The sequence below is a fragment of the Mycobacterium sp. IDUB_19 genome, assembly GCF_055419445.1.
Map to the genome: position 1 here is coordinate 28,649 of NZ_JBVAXR010000011.1, position 20,111 is coordinate 48,759.

20 protein-coding genes are annotated in these 20,111 nt (G+C 61.8%); 13 read left to right on the plus strand and 7 right to left on the minus strand.

The genetic code is table 11. The features are described from left to right. The first annotated feature begins 33 nt into the window (after positions 1 to 33). The 7 genes from ACZY0B_RS11450 (at position 34) to ACZY0B_RS11480 (ending at position 7,611) form a co-directional block, all read left to right on the plus strand. Positions 34 to 426 (plus strand): hypothetical protein, encoded by a 393-nt coding sequence (locus ACZY0B_RS11450; RefSeq protein WP_463764219.1) that lies wholly within the window; start codon positions 34 to 36, stop codon positions 424 to 426. 121 nt (positions 427 to 547) lie between these two features. Continuing rightward, entirely contained in the window at positions 548 to 1,063 is a 516-nt protein-coding gene (locus ACZY0B_RS11455) for a hypothetical protein (RefSeq protein ID WP_463764220.1), read from the plus strand. 96 nt (positions 1,064 to 1,159) lie between these two features. Then, positions 1,160 to 1,831 (plus strand): TetR/AcrR family transcriptional regulator, encoded by a 672-nt coding sequence (locus tag ACZY0B_RS11460; protein WP_463764221.1) that lies wholly within the window; start codon positions 1,160 to 1,162, stop codon positions 1,829 to 1,831. Between the two features lie 626 nt (positions 1,832 to 2,457). After that, a complete protein-coding gene (locus ACZY0B_RS11465) occupies positions 2,458 to 3,591 on the plus strand; it encodes an LLM class flavin-dependent oxidoreductase (protein WP_463764222.1) in 1,134 nt (377 codons plus the stop codon). A 101-nt stretch (positions 3,592 to 3,692) separates the two neighbouring features. Next, positions 3,693 to 5,201 (plus strand): aldehyde dehydrogenase family protein, encoded by a 1,509-nt coding sequence (locus ACZY0B_RS11470; protein WP_463764223.1) that lies wholly within the window; start codon positions 3,693 to 3,695, stop codon positions 5,199 to 5,201. A 373-nt stretch (positions 5,202 to 5,574) separates the two neighbouring features. Further along, the gene (locus ACZY0B_RS11475; RefSeq protein WP_463764224.1) at positions 5,575 to 6,753 is read left to right on the plus strand and encodes a 3,4-dihydroxy-2-butanone-4-phosphate synthase; all 1,179 of its coding nucleotides are present in this window, start codon (positions 5,575 to 5,577) and stop codon (positions 6,751 to 6,753) included. A gap of 105 nt (positions 6,754 to 6,858) precedes the next feature. Further along, positions 6,859 to 7,611 (plus strand): enoyl-CoA hydratase, encoded by a 753-nt coding sequence (locus ACZY0B_RS11480; RefSeq protein ID WP_463764315.1) that lies wholly within the window; start codon positions 6,859 to 6,861, stop codon positions 7,609 to 7,611. A gap of 416 nt (positions 7,612 to 8,027) precedes the next feature. Here ACZY0B_RS11480 and ACZY0B_RS11485 read toward each other — a convergent pair whose 3' ends face one another. Both ACZY0B_RS11485 and ACZY0B_RS11490 read right to left on the minus strand, forming a co-directional pair. Continuing rightward, entirely contained in the window at positions 8,028 to 8,222 is a 195-nt protein-coding gene (locus ACZY0B_RS11485; protein ID WP_463764225.1) for a hypothetical protein, read from the minus strand. 210 nt (positions 8,223 to 8,432) lie between these two features. Further along, the gene (locus ACZY0B_RS11490; protein WP_463764226.1) at positions 8,433 to 8,801 is read right to left on the minus strand and encodes a hypothetical protein; all 369 of its coding nucleotides are present in this window, start codon (positions 8,799 to 8,801) and stop codon (positions 8,433 to 8,435) included. Positions 8,802 to 9,621: 820 nt separating this feature from the next. Here ACZY0B_RS11490 and ACZY0B_RS11495 point away from each other — a divergent pair. Further along, entirely contained in the window at positions 9,622 to 10,182 is a 561-nt protein-coding gene (locus ACZY0B_RS11495; protein WP_463764227.1) for a carboxymuconolactone decarboxylase family protein, read from the plus strand. Between the two features lie 143 nt (positions 10,183 to 10,325). On the opposite strand, the gene ACZY0B_RS11500 is transcribed toward ACZY0B_RS11495, so the two are convergent. The 3 genes from ACZY0B_RS11500 to ACZY0B_RS11510 all read right to left on the minus strand — a co-directional run bounded on the left by ACZY0B_RS11500 (position 10,326) and on the right by ACZY0B_RS11510 (position 13,782). After that, positions 10,326 to 10,904, minus strand: a complete 579-nt coding sequence (locus tag ACZY0B_RS11500) for a helix-turn-helix transcriptional regulator (RefSeq protein ID WP_463764228.1) — start codon at positions 10,902 to 10,904, stop codon at positions 10,326 to 10,328. Between the two features lie 367 nt (positions 10,905 to 11,271). Then, complete coding sequence (locus tag ACZY0B_RS11505; protein WP_463764229.1) at positions 11,272 to 11,718, minus strand: cupin domain-containing protein; 447 nt, start codon at positions 11,716 to 11,718, stop codon at positions 11,272 to 11,274. Between the two features lie 705 nt (positions 11,719 to 12,423). After that, positions 12,424 to 13,782, minus strand: a complete 1,359-nt coding sequence (locus tag ACZY0B_RS11510) for a dihydroorotase (protein WP_463764230.1) — start codon at positions 13,780 to 13,782, stop codon at positions 12,424 to 12,426. A 217-nt stretch (positions 13,783 to 13,999) separates the two neighbouring features. On the opposite strand from ACZY0B_RS11510, the gene ACZY0B_RS11515 reads away from it, so the two are divergent. After that, positions 14,000 to 14,995, plus strand: coding sequence for an asparaginase (locus ACZY0B_RS11515; protein WP_463764231.1), 996 nt, complete (start codon positions 14,000 to 14,002; stop codon positions 14,993 to 14,995). Positions 14,996 to 15,344: 349 nt separating this feature from the next. Here ACZY0B_RS11515 and ACZY0B_RS11520 read toward each other — a convergent pair whose 3' ends face one another. Beyond that, positions 15,345 to 15,959, minus strand: coding sequence for a TetR/AcrR family transcriptional regulator (locus ACZY0B_RS11520; protein ID WP_463764232.1), 615 nt, complete (start codon positions 15,957 to 15,959; stop codon positions 15,345 to 15,347). Between the two features lie 161 nt (positions 15,960 to 16,120). Between ACZY0B_RS11520 and ACZY0B_RS11525 the strand changes: the two genes are divergently transcribed. Next, a complete protein-coding gene (locus ACZY0B_RS11525; protein WP_463764233.1) occupies positions 16,121 to 16,480 on the plus strand; it encodes a hypothetical protein in 360 nt (119 codons plus the stop codon). Between the two features lie 148 nt (positions 16,481 to 16,628). Here ACZY0B_RS11525 and ACZY0B_RS11530 read toward each other — a convergent pair whose 3' ends face one another. After that, entirely contained in the window at positions 16,629 to 16,952 is a 324-nt protein-coding gene (locus tag ACZY0B_RS11530) for a nitroreductase/quinone reductase family protein (RefSeq protein WP_463764234.1), read from the minus strand. A gap of 117 nt (positions 16,953 to 17,069) precedes the next feature. Here ACZY0B_RS11530 and ACZY0B_RS11535 point away from each other — a divergent pair, with 117 nt between their 5' ends. The 3 genes from ACZY0B_RS11535 (at position 17,070) to ACZY0B_RS11545 (ending at position 19,689) form a co-directional block, all read left to right on the plus strand. Then, entirely contained in the window at positions 17,070 to 17,624 is a 555-nt protein-coding gene (locus ACZY0B_RS11535) for a peroxiredoxin-like family protein (RefSeq protein WP_463764235.1), read from the plus strand. A 278-nt stretch (positions 17,625 to 17,902) separates the two neighbouring features. Beyond that, a complete protein-coding gene (locus ACZY0B_RS11540) occupies positions 17,903 to 18,223 on the plus strand; it encodes a hypothetical protein (protein WP_463764236.1) in 321 nt (106 codons plus the stop codon). 896 nt (positions 18,224 to 19,119) lie between these two features. Next, positions 19,120 to 19,689 carry a peroxiredoxin-like family protein gene (locus ACZY0B_RS11545; protein WP_463764237.1) on the plus strand — a complete coding sequence of 190 codons (570 nt, stop codon included), beginning with the start codon at positions 19,120 to 19,122 and terminating at the stop codon, positions 19,687 to 19,689. Positions 19,690 to 20,111 lie beyond the last annotated feature (422 nt).

Here is a 20,111-nt window from a genome sequence, read left to right on the forward strand (position 1 = left end):
AACCTGGACGGACTCATGAATCGAATCCACATCATGACAGTTTCGCTGATCATCGCCGTTGCCGCGACTATGTTGGCCCCAGTGGCGAACGCTGACGATAGCGTGACCTACGAGATCGTTTCCGAATCCATCCCGGTAGTAAACATCGAGTACTTCGACCATTCTACGAGAAAAGCATTCCAGGGCGTGCCGCTGCCATGGCGAACCGATGTCACCGTGGTCAAAGCAGTTCTTCCGTCGCGAGACGGGGCCGAATTGCGCGCCGACTGGCGACCCTATGCCGGGGAATTTAAATGGGTCACGCTGCGCATCTCTGTTCGTGGGAAAGTCCTGTGCGAGAGCACGCTCGATATCGGCGACGCGACCTGTTATGGGAATACGCCGTTCACCGCGGGAGCGCCCCCCAACTTTCCGCTGTGGAATTGAACACTGTGGCGCGCACAAATTCAGGATTGTCAGCCCCCGCGGTGGCACCACGACCGTGCGCCCGCGCTTGGAGCGCGGACGCACGAATGACACGCACGAATCAATGGAGGCGACGACCCATATGCATCTGAGTACCGCGATCCGCCGATGGTTGCGGGCGACCGCAACGTTACTCATCGGCTCGGCGTTGGTCGGCGCCCCGGTGGGGCGTGCAGAACCGACGTACACGCCTGCGCCCACCCCGTACCCGGACAACCAGTACGTTCTGAGTACGTACGACAGCGTCCCACCTGATCGATTCTTTGTTGCCGACCAGCCCGGCGTGTGGTTCCTGACGCCCACCGGACTGAACTGCGGCATTTTCTATAAGGGAGGCTTCGGCTGCAGTGGCGACATTCCAGGCGCACCCCCGGGGACCCGAAATATCGCCTGGTACAACGGAGATCGGGTGGTGCATTACGGCTGGCCGGCAGCTGTCCAGTTCCCTTCCGGACGAGCGACGCAAGTCCTGCCGCCGCACAGTTACGTGAACTACAACGAATCAATGTGCGCAACGATGCCAGACAACAGCATCTACTGTAATCACGGCATGATGCGGTTCTTGGTGACTGCGACACAGACCTGGCTCAACGGTTAGTTGACTCCTTTGCGAACGCTCGTCTGGCCGGACGAGATCCGCAGGCCTACTCGACGTTCGGGCAATGGGCCCGCGCGACGCCGACGCGGCGATGAGGTGTTCGCCGTGGCGGTAAACCCCGACCCCATCGACATCGGGCCTTTCCGGATAGATTCCTTAGCAATGAGGCGAATCGAGGATGCCCGGGCCGAGCAACTGGGCGCCCGCAGGAGTTCCACCCGGGCGAAGCTGTTAACCGCCGCTCGCGACGTGTTCCGCGATCTGGGTTATGAAGCGGCGACCACGGCCGACATCGTCAACGCAGCTGGCGTCAGCCGTGCGACGTTCTATCTGTACTTCAGCAGCAAGCAGGATCTTTACGTTGCGGTTGCCGAGGACGTCGTCGCAGAGGTAACGCATCGCTTCCACGAGCTTGACGAGGTGCTGGCGCGAGGCTCGCGTGATCGTTTTCGAACCTGGCTCGACGATCACGCCGATTGGGCGGAAACTCACCACGGCGCGCAGAACTTATGGCGCGACGCGGAGGCGGTCAATCCGATCATGTCAACGGGAGTCTGGCGTGACACCATCTCTAAGTGTCTTGACGTCATGCCCTGGTTTGTGCGTCAGTGGACCCCGGGGCGCAAGTATGAGTCGTTCACTCGGCTCGGTCTGTTCGTCGGACAGCTTCAATTCTTCCACCAGCCACTATTGACCGCCGCTGAGCGTCGGATGGCCTTGGACGTCCTGGCCGATTGCTGGTGGACACAGCTGCGCCCCAGGTCCTAGCTATAGGGCGGACCGTTCCGCGATCATCGTTGGGCGCGCGTGTGCTCGCGCATGGAGATGTCAGAAAAGTTGTAAATTAGACATAGTGTCTTTCATTCCCCTCCGAGACCTACGTGAGCAACCGCGGGTGTTCGCCCTACGAACGCGGTTCACGATCACCGGCCCACACTCAGGGTAGTCACGCACCAGTCCGTCCATGGAGGAGCGCGCAGAGGGTGCGCAGGCGTTCGGCTGCGCTTAACACCCGAACGGCATTCTTCCCGGTCAGCAGCGCCAATGTGACCGCAACGACAGCGTTGTGCCTGTTCATAGCGATGCAGATTGGGGATCATGGTTGGACCGGCCATCGTCGCGGTGACAAAGAAAGCTGGAGAGCTACTCGGTCCCTAATGTCCAACGTTGCGCTATCGATGGAGGTCCTGTTCGGGGCGGACCGCTTGGGGATTGAGGTCGCCGACCACCACACCACGATCGCCAGAATGAACTTGTCGCCGACCGACCAAAGTTAGACAGAGTGTTGAATTTGGCTTCCGCGCTGGCTATGGTGATACGGAAGGGCGTGAGCCCGATCACATGAGCAAGAGCCACTCGGGCCCTAGCCGTGGCAGTCAAGGAGTGCGAGCAGAATGCGCGTTGGTGTCAGCCTTTTTCCTCAGAATTACGGTGACTGGCCTCGCTTCGAGGCGGCCGAACGCCATGAGTCTGCGGAGCCGCTACCCGTGGTGCCAGATGGCAGCGTGCTCGATGACGACTTTCGCCTCGCTGACGAAGTCGAGGCTCTTGGATTCGACTCGCTGTGGTCCGTGGAGCACCACTTCGCGCCTTACACGATGATCACCAATCCGCTTCAGATCCTGGCTTACTTCGCCGGCCGCACCGAGCGCATCGACCTCGGTACATGTGTGGTCGTGCTGCCGTGGCACAACCCCATTCGGGTGGCCGAGGACGCGGTGATGCTGCAGCATCTGCTTGGCACTGAACGAAACCTGATGCTGGGTGTGGGCCGAGGGCTCGGACGCCGCGAGTTCGGAGGCTTTGGTGTCGACATGAACGAGACTCGAGGCCGCTTCCAAGAGGCTGTCGAGATCATCAAGTTGGCAACGACACAACCGTCATTCTCCTACGACGGCGAGTTCAACAAGGTGCCAGAAACGTCACTGAGGCCCTACCCTTCCGACACTCGTATTGTCGAAAACATGCACTGCGCCTGGGGGAGCCCGCAGTCGGTGCCGATTGCAGCAAACCTGGGGCTCAAACCGATCATCATTCCCCAAAAGGAGTGGGCCGAGTACAGCCCCGAGATGGAGATCTTCGACGAAGCCCGCCAGGGTCTCGATCTGCCTCCGGCTCGACCCAGAATCATGGTCTACATGTATTGCGCACCGACGGCCGAGGCGGCCGAAGCCGGTGCCCGCAAGTACTACCTGGAGTACGCCGACAGCACCCTGCGCCAATATGAGCTCGGTGCAAATCACTTCGCGACGCTAAAAGGCTACGAGCACTACGCGGCACATGCTTCTGCGATGGCCGACTCGAACGTCGGCGCAGCGCATTTCGCGGATATGTTCTTCCAAAACCACATCTGGGGCACACCCGACCAATGCATCGAACGTATCCAGAAGATTGAGTCGGCGTTGGCCGTTGCGCCAGCCGAGATCATCGTCGTCGCCAGGTATGGCTCTATGCCCTACGAGGAAGCGCGAAGCAGTCTTGGGTTATTCGCGCGCGAGGTGGTCCCTGCCGCCCAGGAGCTTCCCTAATTGTGCCCGTTGCCGCGACCAGATAGGTGCGGCCCTGCAGTCCTTGTGGACTAATGCCCAACCTGGAACCTCCGAGCTAGGAGAAAGGGGACGCGTCAAAGATGACCGCCCAAACACACCGGACTCGTACACCTGTTGCGACCCAGAAATTTCTCGACGAGGGCCCCAAGCGACTGTTCATTGATGGCAAATGGACGAACGCAGCCAATGAGGCGACGTTTGAGAGCATAGATCCCTCCACCGGCAAGTCGATAGCCCAGGTGGCCGACGGCGGTCTGGTCGATGTCGACCGCGCCGTCGAGGCCGCCCGACGGGCTTACGAGGGGCCATGGAGCTCCTTTCGGCCCAACCAGCGCCAGAATGCACTGTTAAAACTGGCCGACCTTGTGGCCGCGCACGCGGAGGAACTGCACTACCTGGAATCAGTGGACATGGGCAGTCCCATTACCTCGACTCCAGGAGCGGGGCTGGGACTGGCTGCGGAGTTCCTGCGTTACTACGCTGGTTCGGCCACGAAGCTCGAGGGCACAACGATCCCAAACTCGGCCGCGGGCAACATGTTCAGCTACACATTGCGCGAGCCGGTCGGAGTCGTTGGCTCGATCATCCCATGGAATGGACCGGTTCACGCCGCGGTCTGGAAGCTCGCGCCGGTGTTGGCGACAGGTTGCACCATGATTTTGAAGCCGGCAGAACCCGGATCGCTTTCGGTGATCCGACTTGCCGAGCTGGTACAAGAAATTGGACTGCCCGACGGAGTGTTCAACCTGCTGACCGGGGCGGGGCCGGACGCCGGCGTCGCCCTTTGCGCGCATCCCGGCGTGGACAAGATTGCGTTCACCGGATCTACCACGACCGGCCAGTCGATTGTGCGTGCAGCGGCGGGAAACCTCAAGCGGCTGAGTCTAGAGCTCGGGGGGAAGTCGGCCAACATCATCTTTGCCGACGGCAATCTAGCCACCGCCATTCCCATGGCGGCCGCTGCGGTGTTCCACAACACCGGTCAATCGTGTTGCGCGGGAACACGAGTGTTTGTCGAGCGCTCCATTTACGAGGAAGTGATCGAGGGGCTTGGCAGCATCGCCAATGCCTTGACTGTCGGCGACAGCCTTGATCCTTCGACCAAGATCGGCCCGGTTGTCTCCGCGCAACAGCTTTCGCGCGTAATGCATTACGTGGACAGCGGACACCGCGACGGCGCCCGGGCAATTGCCGGTGGCGAGCGCGTGACCGAGGGCGACTTAGCCAATGGGTACTTCATTCGCCCGACCGTGCTGGCCGACGTCCGCGACGACATGCAAGTCGCACGTGAGGAGATATTTGGTCCGGTCGCCTCAGTGCTGCCGTTCGACGACACCGACGAGGTGATCGCCCGCGCCAACCGGAGCGAATTTGGGCTGGCCGGGGGTGTCTGGACGAGGGATCTCGGCCGAGCCCACAGGGTCGCTCACGCTATTCGAACAGGTGTGGTGTGGGTCAACACCTACCTACAGTTCGACCCGGCCGTGCCCTTCGGCGGTTACAAGATGAGCGGATGGGGCAACGAGCTTGGTGTCCAGTCGCTTGACGAATACCTCAATACCAAGGCCGTCTGGGTAAATATGGCGTGACGATGGCGAATCAACGACAACCATGGGTTTCAGTGACTGTGCCCGTACGCCCTAGGAGATCAGGTTGTTTCGCCGCGGCCGCGTCACCCACGAGGCAATGTTGGTGCTCCCCCATGGCCCGCTCGGCATCGCACAAGGCCACCATGTCGCGTATCGACGGTGGCCGCGGCAAGTCGCCTCGCCCGAGCCTGTGGGCTGCGGCACCGGCGAGCATTACGTGGGCAGCGACATCTAATAGAAGCTGTGAAAGCCCGCTTAAGCTTCCAAGGCCGTGTGATTGCCCGGGCAGCGACAGGTCGTGGGCCGACCAGCAGTTAACCGGTCACAGCATCAGGAACCGAAAGTTGTTCCGATGACTGTCAGTATCGAGTCAGTGGCCTCCGCGTCAGCTTCATCTCGACTGGGTTTGCCAACCCGTGACCCTGTCGCAGCCAATCGGGTACGTTGCGCAGTCGAGAGCCTCCGGACGGGTAAGCCGGTGGTTCTTATGGACACCTATGCTTGTCCGAGCCGAGGCGACATCGTCCAGGCCGCGATGTATACCTCGACTCGCGCTGCAGCCTTCATCATTCGCCACTCGTCGGGCTTCCTTCAGGTTGCACTACCCCAAGAGCGGTGCAACGCACTAGAGCTGGGCCGGCAACAAGGCGCAGGCATCGGAGCCACCGAACAGTGCGTATCGGTGGATGCGGCAGCCGGAATCAGCACCGGGATTTCGGCTGCCGACCGGGCCACCACCATCCGCCTGTTGTCCGAGCCAACCGCGTGCGCGACATCCTTTGCACGCCCCGGCCACATTGTTCCCCTTAATGCCGACCTCGATCGTCCACCCCGCGGCTACAGTTTCGCTGAGGCCGCTTGCTACCTCGTCGCACAAGCAGAGCTTGCGCCGGGTGCCGTCCTGGCGACGATTGTCCAGGAGCCACCCGGTGTGGACGGCATGGCCGGTGCCGAACTCCATCGATTCGCAGTCGAAAAGCACCTGCCGGCCATCGGTATCGATGACTTGTACAGCATCCGCGCACCCCGTCTGAGTCTCGACATTCCAATGCCCATCCCGGAGCAGCGGACCCGTCTGATCCGGTTTGATGATCACCTGGTGACGATTACGGCCCTCCTGGCCGGAAAGACCGACGGCTGCCTACCCATCACGCTCCGCGCGGTAGCTGATATCGGTCAAATCGCTGGTGCTCCACTCGACAGTGAGCCGCAAATCTACGTCTCTTTCCGCTCGGAGACATTCAATCTGAACTGGGATTACATTTGCGGATATCTTCACCGCCGACAGTCGGCGCTGTTGAGCGCGTTGTATCAAATCGGAGTCAGCTCAGTTCGCGTCGTTGATGCCATGCATGGCGTCTTGGCAGAACTGCCAACGGTCGGCGGCGGATCGCCTAATCTCGAGCCCCCGATGGACGGGGTCAACGACCATTACCCATACGCCGACGGGAATCGGCCGCACACCGAGAGAAGCGACAGTGACATGTGCGCCACGTACCGGGCTGATGTCCTCCCGCAGATCGACAACTACCGCAAGCAATTACGTCGTTGACACGTAATCCCCGAGGCGGTGCGTGACCTCTCATGCATCGCGCCCAAACGCGCCTTAACGCTGTTCAAATCGAGTGCCCTGGAGGTTCGTAGCATGCCGAAGCCGGTGTCTGATCGCGTTCTTATTGATGTCGTTGATCATGTCGCGCTGATCACCGTCAACGACCCCGACCATCGCAACGCGGTCACCAAGGAGATCTCGGTCGCCCTGCGCAGTGCCGTCGACGCCGCCGAGGCCAACGCTGAAGTGCACGCGCTCATCGTCACCGGTGCCGGTAAGGCGTTCTGCGCCGGCGCCGACCTCACCGCCCTTGGTGAATCGACAGGGGAAGAATTGCGCGGGTTCTACGACGGTTTCCTTGCGGTCGCCAACTCGGTGCTCCCCACGATCGCAGCGGTCAACGGCGCGGCCGTCGGCGCCGGACTGAACTTGGCGTTGGCCGCCGACGTGCGGATCGCTGGCCCCGCTGCGCTGTTCGACCCGAGATTTCAGAAGCTGGGCGTCCATCCCGGTGGCGGCGCAACGTGGATGCTGCAGCGCGCGGTCGGGCCGCAAGTGGCGCGGGCATCACTGCTGTTCGGCATGCGCTTCGACGCCGAAGCCGCGGTGCGCTACGGCCTTGCGCTCACGGTGGCCGACGATCCCGTCGCCGCCGCGCGTACGTTGGCGGCCGGCCCTGCGGCCGCGCCTCGTGATGTTGTGCTGGCAACCAAGGCTTCCATGCGGGCAACTGCCAACCCCGGAGTCGTCGATACCGATCAGCACCGGATCGCGGTCGACACCGAACTGGGACCGCAGGCCGCCTCGGTCCTGTCGCCGGAGTTCGCGCGCCGGTTGGCCGCCGCCCAAGGGCACTGAGTGCTCACCATGATTGGTAGATCTTGGGTAATTGCGCACAAAGGGAAAATCGGTCGCCATATGGTCGAACACCAGCTAACAACGCCCCACGCTCGCGCGGAGAGAGTCTCCGCTTCCTAAACTGTGGGTGTCGGGGCAGGGCGGGCGTGCGTCTTCGCTTTCCAATCGGGACCGGCCCATGGTCGCCGATAAATCAAAAGCCTCGGTGCACAAGCAGAATCGGCTCGGCACCTCATTGACTTTGCTGGGCTTTCAGGCGATGTCGCTAAGCCAGCTCATCACAGCTTCGACAGGCCGTTGCTCGGATACCCAAATCACGTCGCCGCACCCGTTACGGCCACGGTCGTCATCGGCGATTATGGCGTCGTTAAGCTCATCAATCTCCGCCCTGTGGGCCGATTGGATGCGTTGGATTGTCATTCTGTGGCCCTCCATCGCGTGCAGGCCGCTACGGCACGGATTTCGTCATCGTCGACTGCGACGTAATGCTCTGCGCCGGTGAACACATCGCGCAGACGCGCCTGGCCGGCTTCGGCGCACCGTAACCTCGCCTCGGCGACCGGACGCGACGCGAGCCCGGCGCGGGCATCGGCCGCAGCGTCGTCAGGCACGGGCCGCTGCGCCGCCTTAGACTGCGGCACCTTGGGCAGCGCGTCCCCAACAGAAACCGACAGGCGACCCGCCTTGTGCGCCAACGAGAATCATACCTTCACGGCAATTCGGTTGCTGCCGCGATGCGTGTGGGGATGGCGCAGCGTTGGCCTTACAGGGATGCATCATCTACCACCGATTTCGGTAGCGCGCTGTCTCTCGCGTCGGGCTCATCGGTGAAAGCCAGCGATCGTGGCGTAGTAAGTGCCCCCTAGCAGGCCTGTCAGCTCTGCGGACTGCTCGGCGGTGAGGTCACCGTGAATCGCGATGCTAGTCAGCTTTGCGATCTTGTTCTGCAAGGGAACATATTTCTTGACGGGTCCGATCTCTCCACGAAGGTGCGAACGCGCTGACTCAAAGCTGTCGAATCCCTCGAAGAGGTGGTAGATGAGGCCATCGGGGTGGCGATAGCCCCAAAAAGAGTATGCGTTCGGCTCTTCGGCGCGAACGCAGTCGATGATCTCCTCTATCAGCTGGTCGAACTGTTCCGCCGCGTTTTCCTGAACGTCCCACTCCACCCAGAGATCGACCCGCGCCATCTATTTCCTCCTTGGGGTTACATGGGCGCGGGCAAGTTGACCACACGGTCGCGTGGCCGGCCGACCCAAATTTACTGACGACCACTCCGGACTCAGGACTGGTCGGATCTGTCCTCGTTACAGCCATCTCATTACAGCCCCGCCCAACCCTTTTGGCATCGGCCCAGCCGGGTACGAATGGTACTGGTTATTTCCGCTACCAGTCTGGGTCTCCTCCCACTAGTGCGGGACGAACCAATGATTTCCTTTGGGAGACAGGGCTTCCGGACGCTCGCCGAACGCCGATCCTGCATCAACGAGTCGTTCTCGCTGCTTGCCAACGACGAGCGCCCGCGAATACTCGAATGAATAGTGGACGTGCCCGCGCTATCGGGCCCGCCGAGAATGTGGCGGCACTACTACACGCGATATGCAGACCGCAACGAATTCATTTGTGACACATGCGCCTCAGCGCCGAGATCGCCACAGCTATGGCGCACAGACGTGAAGCGCGGATCCTCTCGATCGATACGATTTCGTTGTCTGAGATCGGAGCGCTACACCGCGCATTCGCCCTGACATGTTTGCCCTCGCAACCGGCCGACGCAGGATCGATAGGAGATACGTACAGGTACTGAGTCCAATGGCATTCATACCGGCTAGCTTTTGAGTTCTCGGGCTCGTCCACGATCGCAGGTAGGGCTAACAACGGCAAGCCAACGACTGCGATCCGCCCGAGGGCGTGGGCGATAGCAGGGCTTGGCTCGGCGAGTGCGCCGAACTCAAATCTCGGCATCTGCGCCCGCTGCTTGGGATCGACCGTACTTGTGAGGACGCAAACATGCGCATCGATATCCCGGCCGACCAAGAGCCGATGGTTTACATATGGAGCCAAATCGCATCGCCAAAGTTACGAGGCCTGCTGCAGTCGACGCACCAGGTAATGTTCGCCAATGACTCCACCGTCACTCCCCAGGAACGCGAGGCGATGCGTTACTACCTCGCGTATCGGGTCGATTGCAACGCGTGCGCGAGCTTCCGCGCGGGCCGCGATCTACCCGGTTTCTCAGACGAAGTGATGTCTGAGGAATGGTACGACCAAATCCCGAACTACCAAACGTGGGCGGGCTACACCGACCGCGAACGACTCGCCATCGAGTTCGGCGCGCGATTCGTGGACGACCATATTGCTCTCGAACAGGATGATGAACTCTTTCGGCGGCTGTACGACAACTTCACTCAGCGCGAGGTTGAGGACCTGGTTGTGATTTTGGCTTTTGCGGTCGCAGGGAATTGCATTCGCGAGGTTCTGCTCGGTCCTGCCGTCTGCTCTGTCGAGGGCGCCTCGGCTGAATCGGCGACAGCCCCCTTGCCAACAGCTGGATACGACCAGGTTTGTTGAACCGCAGTGCAAACACCATCAGCTGCTCCGATGGGCTGACGAGACAGGCTCGAAGGGTACGCAACTTGCCCCACGAGCGTATCGATCCTTTGCAGTCGACGGCCTGGGCCGGCGTCCTCGTTCCAACAACTGCAAATGACTGACTAACCATGCGCGCAGAACTTGCCGGGCTGCCCCCGTCCGCGACTGCCGATAGCGGTCTTAGAAATGGGCCAAAAGCCGATTTCTCGACGAGCGACGACCGGCGCTGTCTGGAAGCCGAACTCCGCGGCTCTCCTGATCAGATCAATTCGGGAATTGATGCCAAGCTTGCGGTAGCCATGGCTGATGTGGGTTTCCACCGTCCGCTCACTGATGAACAACTGGGCCCCAATGTCGCGAGCCGACAGCCCACCACAAACCATTGCCAAAACTTGGCTCTCCCGCCCGGTGAGCGGCTCGATGTAGGCGGGGGTGGGAAAGTTGGGCGCAGTGACGGTCCCGGTCTGGCTGCCGCAGCGCACCTGCACGACGAGCAGCTTCCCCGACGTTGACAGCAACTGAGTGACCTCCTGGCACAACCCGAGCAGCTGCTCCTCGGCAGCCGCATTGAAAACCGGCCTATCAAATTCAGTGAGTGCGATCGTTTGGACAGCCGGATTACGAACATGGGCGGCGACCACCGCGAGTATTTGGCGCCGGAACCTCTGCAGATCACTTGGTTCCAGCCGGTCGACGGTCACCCAGCCGATAGCCCCATCGACGCCGCTTCTAACGATGGCATGTTCCTGGGATGTGGTCACAGCCCACTCCTTCAACTCCTTGGGAAAAGCAACTTCTTGGCCGCAACTTCGCTCGCTGTGACACGTCTTAGCTATTGAAAGGTTCGCTCGAGCGATGCCAGATCAGCGCCGACTTTCTGCCGTCGACGTTGACCGAACCAAAAGATAAAAGGCGGTAGAGCGAGCCGACGGACCGGTGCCACACCCCGCGTAACCTCTGTGCCCGCTGGCCGTATCCGCGTAACTCCTGGTCTTTCGGGCCTGGTGTCTGCTAGTGATCACCTATATCGGCACGATCGCTTCCAATCCGCCTACTTGCTCGCGCGGATCAGTTTCGTTCAACGAGCCTACGAATCTCCTCGGGAAGTACCCTGAATAAGTCGAGCGGATCTACGGTTCCGATCACTTCATCATTGTCGTCGAGGATCTCGAAACGGTTGCCTTTGCCGATGGTCAAACTGATGGTGTCTTCCGTACATATGAACGCATCGTGGACGGCCCCATCGCGCTCGTAGAACCAAGATCCCTCGGCGATCAAGTTGCCGTTGACATTTGCGCCACCACCAGAGATGACGTACACCATGACATCGCCGATGTGCCGATGGCGCGGTTCGAAGGCACCTTCAGTCATCCTCCCCAACGCCACGTACTCGCCGTTCTGGCTGAATCGAACGGGCTTGACGAAATTGCCAGGAGTGAACTCGATCCAGTCGATATCGTGAGCATCAATTACGTCGGGTCTCATACCGAGGTCATTCTCGCCTGTGGTTGTCATGTCGTGGTCCCCATTCTCCGTCGGCGCCTGGTTTTGTCCGGCCCGAACCGCGGCTTGGTTCGACGGTAACAACCGCACCTGACGACAACCGGGTGCTAAAGCTAATAGCTTCCCGGAACGTCTCGAGGCGGCCCTGCCCAGACCCTCTAGCCTGCACCCGACAGTCCATGCAGAGCTAACGGTGCGCCTCCGCGCCACGACTAGCGACCGGCGCGAACGCGACATTTTCTGACGCAAGCCGCCGCGGTGCATCGCCCGGGAAAACCTAACGGCAACTTAACGTCGTTGCAACACATGGGCTTTCAGGAGTCGCCTCTAGCACAGTTTTCCAATGTCGGGAGTGGCCAACAAGCAATAGTTCCAGCCGCGTCGCGACGGCCGGTGGAAGGATATTCCTGATGCTCCAAGTTGAACCCGGCTCCGATGTGCAACGAACGCAGAAACCATTCTCCGCTGATTAGCCTCGGCAATGAGTAGCCCCGATAACTTACGAGCAATCGGTCAGGCGACGAGGCTAAAGAGCGCGACGGGGGAACGCTCAGTGGTTGATCACCTCGGCCGCTGTTAAAGCCACGCACGCGGCGTGGGTCGCTGCTTGCGTTTGCTGCCTCACCACCAAATCTTGCCCACCCGACAGACAAAGATGTACCAGTGTTGATCACCAAGTTTTGTGTGTCATCGAGACTGCAATGCAACATCGCAGCATCAATCGCGTGGGCGGTGTCCGGCGCCGGGTATAAACCGCCCGAGCCGTTCGTCGCGGGGGCGTCCTTCGTGAGCAACGAGGTCGCCCCGCAGATACGTGCTGAGGACCCGACCGATCATGGTGCGCCCGTCAAAAGGTGTCCAGCCCGCCTTGGATAGAACGTCGGCGTTGTGCAAGGTTCGCGTTGCCGCCGGGTCGACGAGAATGACGTCGGCGTCGGATCCGGTTGCCAGCCGGCCCTTTCGCGGCCACAGCCCGTATTGTCGCGCCGGCGCCTCGCTGTACACCCGGGTGACATCCTCATACGACAGATGCCCGCGCGCGGCGGCGTCAAGCAGCACGGACATGGTGCTGTCGAGGCCAGGTAGACCGAAGTGGACCTCCCAGATATTCCCAGCGTTTTTCTGTTCCAGGGTCGAGGGGGCGTGATCGCTGGACATGTGGGTGAGTACGCCGTTGCGCAGCAGCCGCCATAGCCGCGCTTCGTCGTCATCGGTGCGCGACCTGGCCGGCGGGGTGAATTTGCGCAGCGCACCGTGGGTGAGAACCTCGTCTTCGCGCAGGAGAAAGTACTGCGGGCAGCCCTCGGCGGCCAGCGTAGCGCCACGGGCACGCTCGGCGGCCACATAATCGGCGACCTCGTCGTTGCTCACGTGCGCGATGGTGGCCCGGGCGCCTGTGCGACGGACCAGCAGCGCCGCTGCCGCGGCCGCGATTAGCTCAGCGTCACGATTGCGCCATTCCACAAGCACGCCGGCGTCATCGCGACCCTGCTCATGCAACAGTTTCTCTGCCGCGCTCGTCAACGATTCGTCTTCACAATGCATCAGGCTCACCGCGCCGGCAATCGCTGAGCGCTCCAAATGTGTTTTCAGCGCCGCGAAGTCGTGGCCCGGCACCCCATGCGTTGTGCAAGTGAAAACCTTGAAGAACGCGACGCCGGCCGCCCAGAGATCGGGCACTGCGTCGGCCTCGCCGGGCCAGGCGTGGGCGGCGAGGCCGAAGTCCACATTGGAGCGGTCAGTTAGGTACGCCACTTTGTCGTTCAGGCCAGCCACGGTGCGGATCGGCCGGCCGTGAGAATGCTCGATAATGGTGGTCACGCCCGAGGCCGCGGCAGCGCTTGTGCCCGTCGGAAAATCTTCACGCTCTGGGGAACCCGGGTCCATCAAATGGACATGGGTGTCCACGCCACCGGCCATAACAAGCAGCCCCGACGCGTCGATGACCTCACGGGCATGCGGTCGCTGATTGGTGATGTCGGCGATGAGGCCGTCCAGTATCACGAGGTTGGCCCGGCGCCGGCCACTGGGGGTGACGACAGTGCCACCTGCGATGAGCACGTCTGCTTCTTGCATGCCTACTCCTCAACCGGCTCGTTGCCGGGCTGATCCTTGCCGTGGCTTGCCGGCCACTCTGTGGTCGGCAAGCCATCGCGGCGCACTTGATGATGCATCATATAGACTGCATGATCCGCACGGACTGCAGCGACCGTGCCTGGCGGACGCTGACCCGGGGCGGCTCAGCATTTTTCGCGACACAGTCACGCCCACAGCGGTGAGGAGTAAATCGGCCATGGTCAATCCGACGATTGCGGTCGCATCGTTGGGTGGAACCATCACGATGACATCAGCCAGTGGGCACGGTGTCCGACCGGCGTTAAGCGGCGAGCAGCTGATTGCGGCGGTGCCGGCGTTGGCTGAGTTCGCCGACGTCCAGGCCACGACATTGGAGACTTTGCCAGGGGCGTCGCTGACGTTCAAAGACCTACTGCGAGCACTGAATTGGGCGCGAGGACAGGTGGTCGCCGGAGCGGCCGGAGCTGTGATTGTCCAGGGCACTGACACCATCGAAGAAAGTTCCTACCTGCTTGACTTGTACTGGGAAGCACCCGAGCCACTTGTCGTCACCGGCGCGATGCGCTCGCCGCAAGCCCCGGGGGCCGACGGGCCGGCGAACCTGATCGCCGCTGCCCGGGTTGCAGTCGACGACACCTCTCGGGATCGAGGGGTGCTTGTGGTGTTGAACGATCAGATCCATGCCGCGCGCAGGGTGCGCAAAATGTGGGCTAGCGGGCCGAGCGCTTTCGAGTCGCCGTCGTTTGGACCGCTCGGGTACCTTGACGAACTGCGACCAGTCTACGGTTGCCTCACGACGGGCCGGCACGTGCTACGGACGCCCGAGCCATTCACCACGCCTCGGGTGGCGCAGATTGAAACATATCTCGGCGACGACGGTGAGATACTGAAAGCCCTGGTGCGCAATGGATTTGAAGGCGTTGTCGTGGCCGGCTTCGGGGTGGGGCACGTTCCCGGCGACTTCGCCAATGCGATCGAGGCGGCGGTTGCATCCATGCCAACCGTGTTCGCTAGCAGGACTGGGGCTGGCAGCACCCATCGCAATAGCTATAGCTTTAGCGGCTCGGAATCAGACCTGATCGCCCGAGGCGCAATCCCGGCCGGATGGCTCGATGCCCGTAAAGCGCGGGTTCTGCTGACCTGCTTAGTGGCAGGCGGAACTGATTTCGACGGCATCCGTGACGAATTCGATCGTCGGGGATCCGCGTTGTAGGACACCAACCTTGCCCCCGTTGGGTGACCCGAGTGTTGACGGGCTTCGACGAGACGTAAGGCAGGGCACGCGGTCGAACAGGCGCTAACCTCACCTGCACTGCTCAGTAACTCGTCCGTCGCGAAGCGCTGCGCATCTGGGCGTCGAATACGTTGCCGCCTGCAGCGAGCCGAGGTGCCAACCGCGCCAGGCAAGGCGGGGTCTGTCGGCGCAATCGTTGCACGGTTCAGTTAAGGCGCTTGAAGGCTGGGCCTGAGCACCAGTGATGCGCCGGCCCGCCATGCGCGACCCTTAATTGGCGCCACGCGCACGGCGGCGCGAGATCGGCGCGCAGTCGAATTGACTGGCTTCAGCTCCTCGCGCGCGGGGCGGGCTTGAGCATCGGTGTGATCATCCGGCGCCACTCGGCGACGAGGCGTTCCTGGCCAGCCTGGGCGGGAGCAATGCCCGCCGAGCTTGCTGCACCCGACATGAATTGCCAGGTGAGCTCCACGGCGGTGACGAAATCGGCGTCGTCTTGCGCGACGCCCAATCGATCGGCAATGGCGTCGACCACTCGATCACAAATCGCCTGCTGATTCTTGGCAAGTACGTCGCGCAGCGTGGGATCGGTGCGAGCCGCGTATTGCATTTCCAGGGTCGCATACATCAGCGGATCGGTGAATTGACGCCACAGCGCGTCGACAAAGTCACCGGGCTCGAGGTCTTGACCCGTTTCGTTCAGCGAGGTGATCAATTGTTGCTGCCAGCGAGCGCCCATGTAGTCGACTGTGGCGACGAGCAAGTCGGTCTTGGAGCGGTAGTGATGCATCACTGCGCCTCGGGTCACGCCGGCGCGCTGCTCGATCGCTTTGGTCGTCGTCTTGCTGTAGCCCAACTCATTGAGGCACTGCACAGTCGATACAAGGATGCGTTCCTGAGTCTGGCTAGACCGCTCGGCTTGTGTTCGGCGGCCCGGTATCACACGATCGCCTCCTTGAGAGCCGTCGATTTCGACAGCCAGCTGAGCGAAGGGTGCCCTACTCGCCGAATTGGAGGATAACAAGAGGAATCGGAAACCCGGTTATCGCCCGACCCCTCAGAACGTCATTGGCGGTTCCCCTTTCTCCCCGTACAGTCGGCATTGTGGCTCTCGAACAACTCGGCAGGCTGCTGCTGCGCGTGGCGCCGTTGATCAACGCACCGGTGGCCGCGGTGGCGAATTCGCCCCGCTTCGGTGGTCTGGTCAGCGCCAACATCGCGGTGCTGCGTTACAGCGGCCGGCGCTCGGGCCGCGCGTACAGCATCCCGGTGGGGTATCGCCGCAACGGCGACGAGATTACTATCGGTGTTTCGATGCCCGACGCAAAGTCATGGTGGCGCAACTTTCTCGGCGAGGGCGCGCCGCTGAGCCTTCGGCTGGACGGCGTCGACCGCGACGGGCACGCGGTGGCACACCGCGACGACACCGGCAACGTCAGCGTCACAGTCAAGCTGACTGACTGACGCCGCGCGGCCGATCAGCGCGGACGCAGATCTCTCGCCCGACTAGAGACATCGGGCCGGATCCACTCCTATCCTGGTCAGCGGGGTGACGGGAACGCCCCTATGACGGGCGCGGCGATTAGATCCTGCTGTGGCGCTCGAATCGCCGTCACCCGGGAGACTGCGATGTGGGTATCGCGTAGGTATCGCCGTTGGGCGACAACGGGGTAAGCCGCAAGATCGGAATGCGCCGACTCATGCGCTCGGCCTTGGGGCGGTAGGCGACGAATCCCGCATCGACGCGCTCCACCAAGGCGTAAAGGCGCTCGTAGTCTTGTGGGTCGGTGATCGGAGTGGCGTGGAAGGCTTCACCGCCCAGTTCGCAGTCGGGGCGAGCGATGAGGTTGTGGTACCTACCCGGATGCTGGTGGCGGCCGTAGTTAGATGCGATCGCAATCACGTCGGCGCCGTCGTGGAAGGAGCAGATCCCCACCCAGCGTTGGTCGCGGCCAATCGACCACTAACTGTACTCGGCAGTACACTCGCCCGCGTGTCAAGCTGGCCCGACGACGCACCAAACGGGTGAGCCGACGACGCCACAGGAGCCGCTATGCAGGTCAAGCCCGGAGACACCGTCTACGCCGACGAACTACACACCATCAAAGGCGCGACGGTCGCCTTGCCTGATCCAGAAAGGCTTGTCCACCTTCAGTTTCGGCGGTTTGCGGGCTGTCCGATCTGTAACGTACACCTGCAATCGGTGATCAAGCGCCACGACGAGATCACCGCAGCGGGCATCAGGGAGGTGGTGATGTTCCACTCAACCCCTGAAGAACTCGCCACCTACGTGGACGACATGCCGCTCGACCTCGTCGCCGACCCGGACCGGACGCTCTTTCGGCGCTTCGGTGTGGAGACGTCGGTCCGATCGCTGGCCGACCCACGCGCGGGGGTACCGGTCGTCAGAGCCATGATGGACCCCTCCATGAGGGGCAAGCTGCGGATGTCGGCCGGACTGCACAGCGCCAATGGCGGCCATCTCGGTCTGCCCGCCGACATTCTGATCGACTCCGACGGCACCGTCGTTGCCGCTAAGTACGGCAAGCACGCCGGCGATCAGTGGTCCGTCGACGAACTGCTCCAGCACGCCAAGGCGCCTCGCTGACCGACGGGGCACCACCTTGACGAGGGCCCGTCGGACGGAGAGGTCGTGCTGTTGCTGCACGGCGAGCCGTCGTGGCTAGCTATACCGGTGGATGACCCCCGTCCGGGTCGACGCGGGCCTGCGCGCGTTGGCGATCGACCTGGTCGAGTTCGGCCGTAGCAACAAGCCCATCAGCCGCGACGACTACGCCTGTCGTGCGCACGTGGATTGGACGTCGGCGGCGATCGAGGCGATTCGGTTTGGCCGACGTCACGTTGATGTGCCAGGGCTGAGGCGGCTTGATCGGCCTGCGCATCGTCGCTGAACATCCCGAGTGGTTCGTCAGGGCACCGGCGGCCAACGCCATGCTTCCCACCGAGGATCATCGTCCAGGCGACCCGTTCCTGGCGTGGTTGAAGTTCAGTCAGGAGGTGCCGTTTTCCCTCCGGGCAGAACGTAACGACGCGTCGCTGTCCACGCTGTCACCCGAGGTGATCGCCGCCCGCGACGCGACGTTCTCCGATGCGAGCTATCGGGTGCCAGGCAGCTCCGGATGCTCGTCCCGATCAGTCCGGATGACCCGGACCGCGCCGAGAAACCGGGCGGCATGGCGGCGGTAGCCCGTTTCGAAAAGCCTTTCCGATTAGCATTTTCCGACACCGATCCCACTACGGGCGCGACCGAACCGGTATTGCGCGCACGAGTACCCGGTGCTCGCTACTAGTCTCACGTCACGATCCTGGGCGGCGGCCGCTTCCTTGAGTGGGACAAGGGCGCTGAATTGGCCAAGGACGTGGTCAAGTTCATCGGTGCCAACCCTCGGTAAGCAACGCGGGCTACCCAGTTGGGCCCAGCGTTTCCGTTGTTGCCGTTGGTCCCCCCTGCCGCCGTTGGTCCCGCCGCCGCCGGTACCGTTGGGACCGCTTGTCCCGCCATTGCCGCCGATCCTGCCGACCGCATCGACATCGACACCCGACGGCCAACAACCGGGTGACCGTCGGCCAGCATGCCGGGCGGCTCAGATGAGCGGAATGTCGTTAACTCTGGCAAACAACATCGTGATCGAACTCATGGTCTGCGGCGCCGGGGTGACCATCAATGAGGCCGTCGCGGTGTTGAACCGGATCGCGCTCAACGTCCCGGCCTAGGACTGAGCCAGGGCTACCTACCTGGCGAGCCGTTCGCTTTCGTCGCCGTCGGCACAGGTGCCAGCGTGGTAACGGTTGTACCCCTCCCTCGCGTGCTGCTGCATCGCCGCCGTATTGCCTTGCCAACATCCCCTAACTACCGTCATCTTCACTGCCGTCATCTTCGTAAGATGCGGCGAGCGTTGATTGATACAGGAGTCGGGAATGGGTCCGTCGAAGCAGTCTATTCAGCAGAATTCTTCCCTACCGGAGGAGGTCACTCCGACTTGCAGCGAGAGATGAGCCCCGACCTTGCCAATTTTGTCGCCGGGCTGGAAGCGGAGCAGGTGGTCAAGTTGATATGAGAAGTTAAGGGCGAAATAGAAAGATTGCGGGCGTCTGGCGATATCCCCGGCATCGAGATCGGGGCTGCCGCTCCCGCGTTCAGGTTGCCTGAATCTGTCGGTAAGTACGTCTCTCTCGAGGAGCGCCTGGCCACCGGCCCGGTCGTCCTTGCGTTCTATCGTGGTGCTTGGTGTCCGGCCTGCTGCATGCAGTTGCGCCGGCTCCAGAAGATCCTTCCGGACCTCCAGCTACTTGGCGCGTCGCTGCTTGCGGTAAGCCCTCAGCTCCCGGATGCGTCGATGGAGCTTGCGGACCGTCTGGAGCTCGGTCTCGACGTCCTGAGTGATCTCGACCAAAGTGTGAGCGTTGACTATAAACTTCGATTCGAAATCCCGCCCTCCCTACGCGAGATGTCGCGGGCCTTGGGCTCGCCCACTAATGAGCAGAACGCGGATGGATCGTGGTATCTACCGGTTCCCGCCACATTCATCATTGATCGTCGCGGTATCGTGAGGGCACGGCACGTGGACGCGGACTGGTCGGAACGAATGGATCCTGAAACGGTCGCAGAAGCCGTGAGGACCCTGTCGGAAGTTGCTAATAATGCCGAGTGATCGCCCCCCGGTACAAGGCGTCAGCCGTCTCCAGAGAGCCCCATAGATCAGCTCCACGAAACCGCATCACCCTTCACCGACGCCAAGCTGTCATTACGTTAAGTGACAGCGTAGCCTTCGGAATTGCCAGTCATCGTCGTCCTGTGCAACAGCTGTCGTCAGGGCCGGGCGCCGGCGAATACATTACCAAGTCCGCGGAGCGGTTTCCCTTTGGGGGCTTTCGAATTTATCGACTATCTCGAAAGCTCGAAGAATCTGTACCCACCCAGCGCAGTTCTCCCACGCCGCGGAGAAGCACCAGCGACCGCTAGCACCCTGACTCGTGGGCAAGCGAACTTAGCTGGCTCACGGTCAGATCGTGTACTGTCCGGTACAGAATAAGTTTCTGTGTGACCACCGGGTCACCCGCGATTGGCGGCGGA

Coding starts and splice junctions, on each gene's coding strand:
- ACZY0B_RS11450 (WP_463764219.1), top strand. CDS start 34: ATGACAGTTTCGCTGATCATCGCCGTTGCCGCGACTATGTTGGCCCCA.
- ACZY0B_RS11455 (WP_463764220.1), top strand. CDS start 548: ATGCATCTGAGTACCGCGATCCGCCGATGGTTGCGGGCGACCGCAACG.
- ACZY0B_RS11465 (WP_463764222.1), top strand. CDS start 2,458: ATGCGCGTTGGTGTCAGCCTTTTTCCTCAGAATTACGGTGACTGGCCT.
- ACZY0B_RS11470 (WP_463764223.1), top strand. CDS start 3,693: ATGACCGCCCAAACACACCGGACTCGTACACCTGTTGCGACCCAGAAA.
- ACZY0B_RS11490 (WP_463764226.1), bottom strand. CDS start 8,801: ATGGCGCGGGTCGATCTCTGGGTGGAGTGGGACGTTCAGGAAAACGCG.
- ACZY0B_RS11495 (WP_463764227.1), top strand. CDS start 9,622: ATGCGCATCGATATCCCGGCCGACCAAGAGCCGATGGTTTACATATGG.
- ACZY0B_RS11505 (WP_463764229.1), bottom strand. CDS start 11,718: ATGACAACCACAGGCGAGAATGACCTCGGTATGAGACCCGACGTAATT.
- ACZY0B_RS11510 (WP_463764230.1), bottom strand. CDS start 13,782: ATGCAAGAAGCAGACGTGCTCATCGCAGGTGGCACTGTCGTCACCCCC.
- ACZY0B_RS11515 (WP_463764231.1), top strand. CDS start 14,000: ATGGTCAATCCGACGATTGCGGTCGCATCGTTGGGTGGAACCATCACG.
- ACZY0B_RS11535 (WP_463764235.1), top strand. CDS start 17,070: ATGCAGGTCAAGCCCGGAGACACCGTCTACGCCGACGAACTACACACC.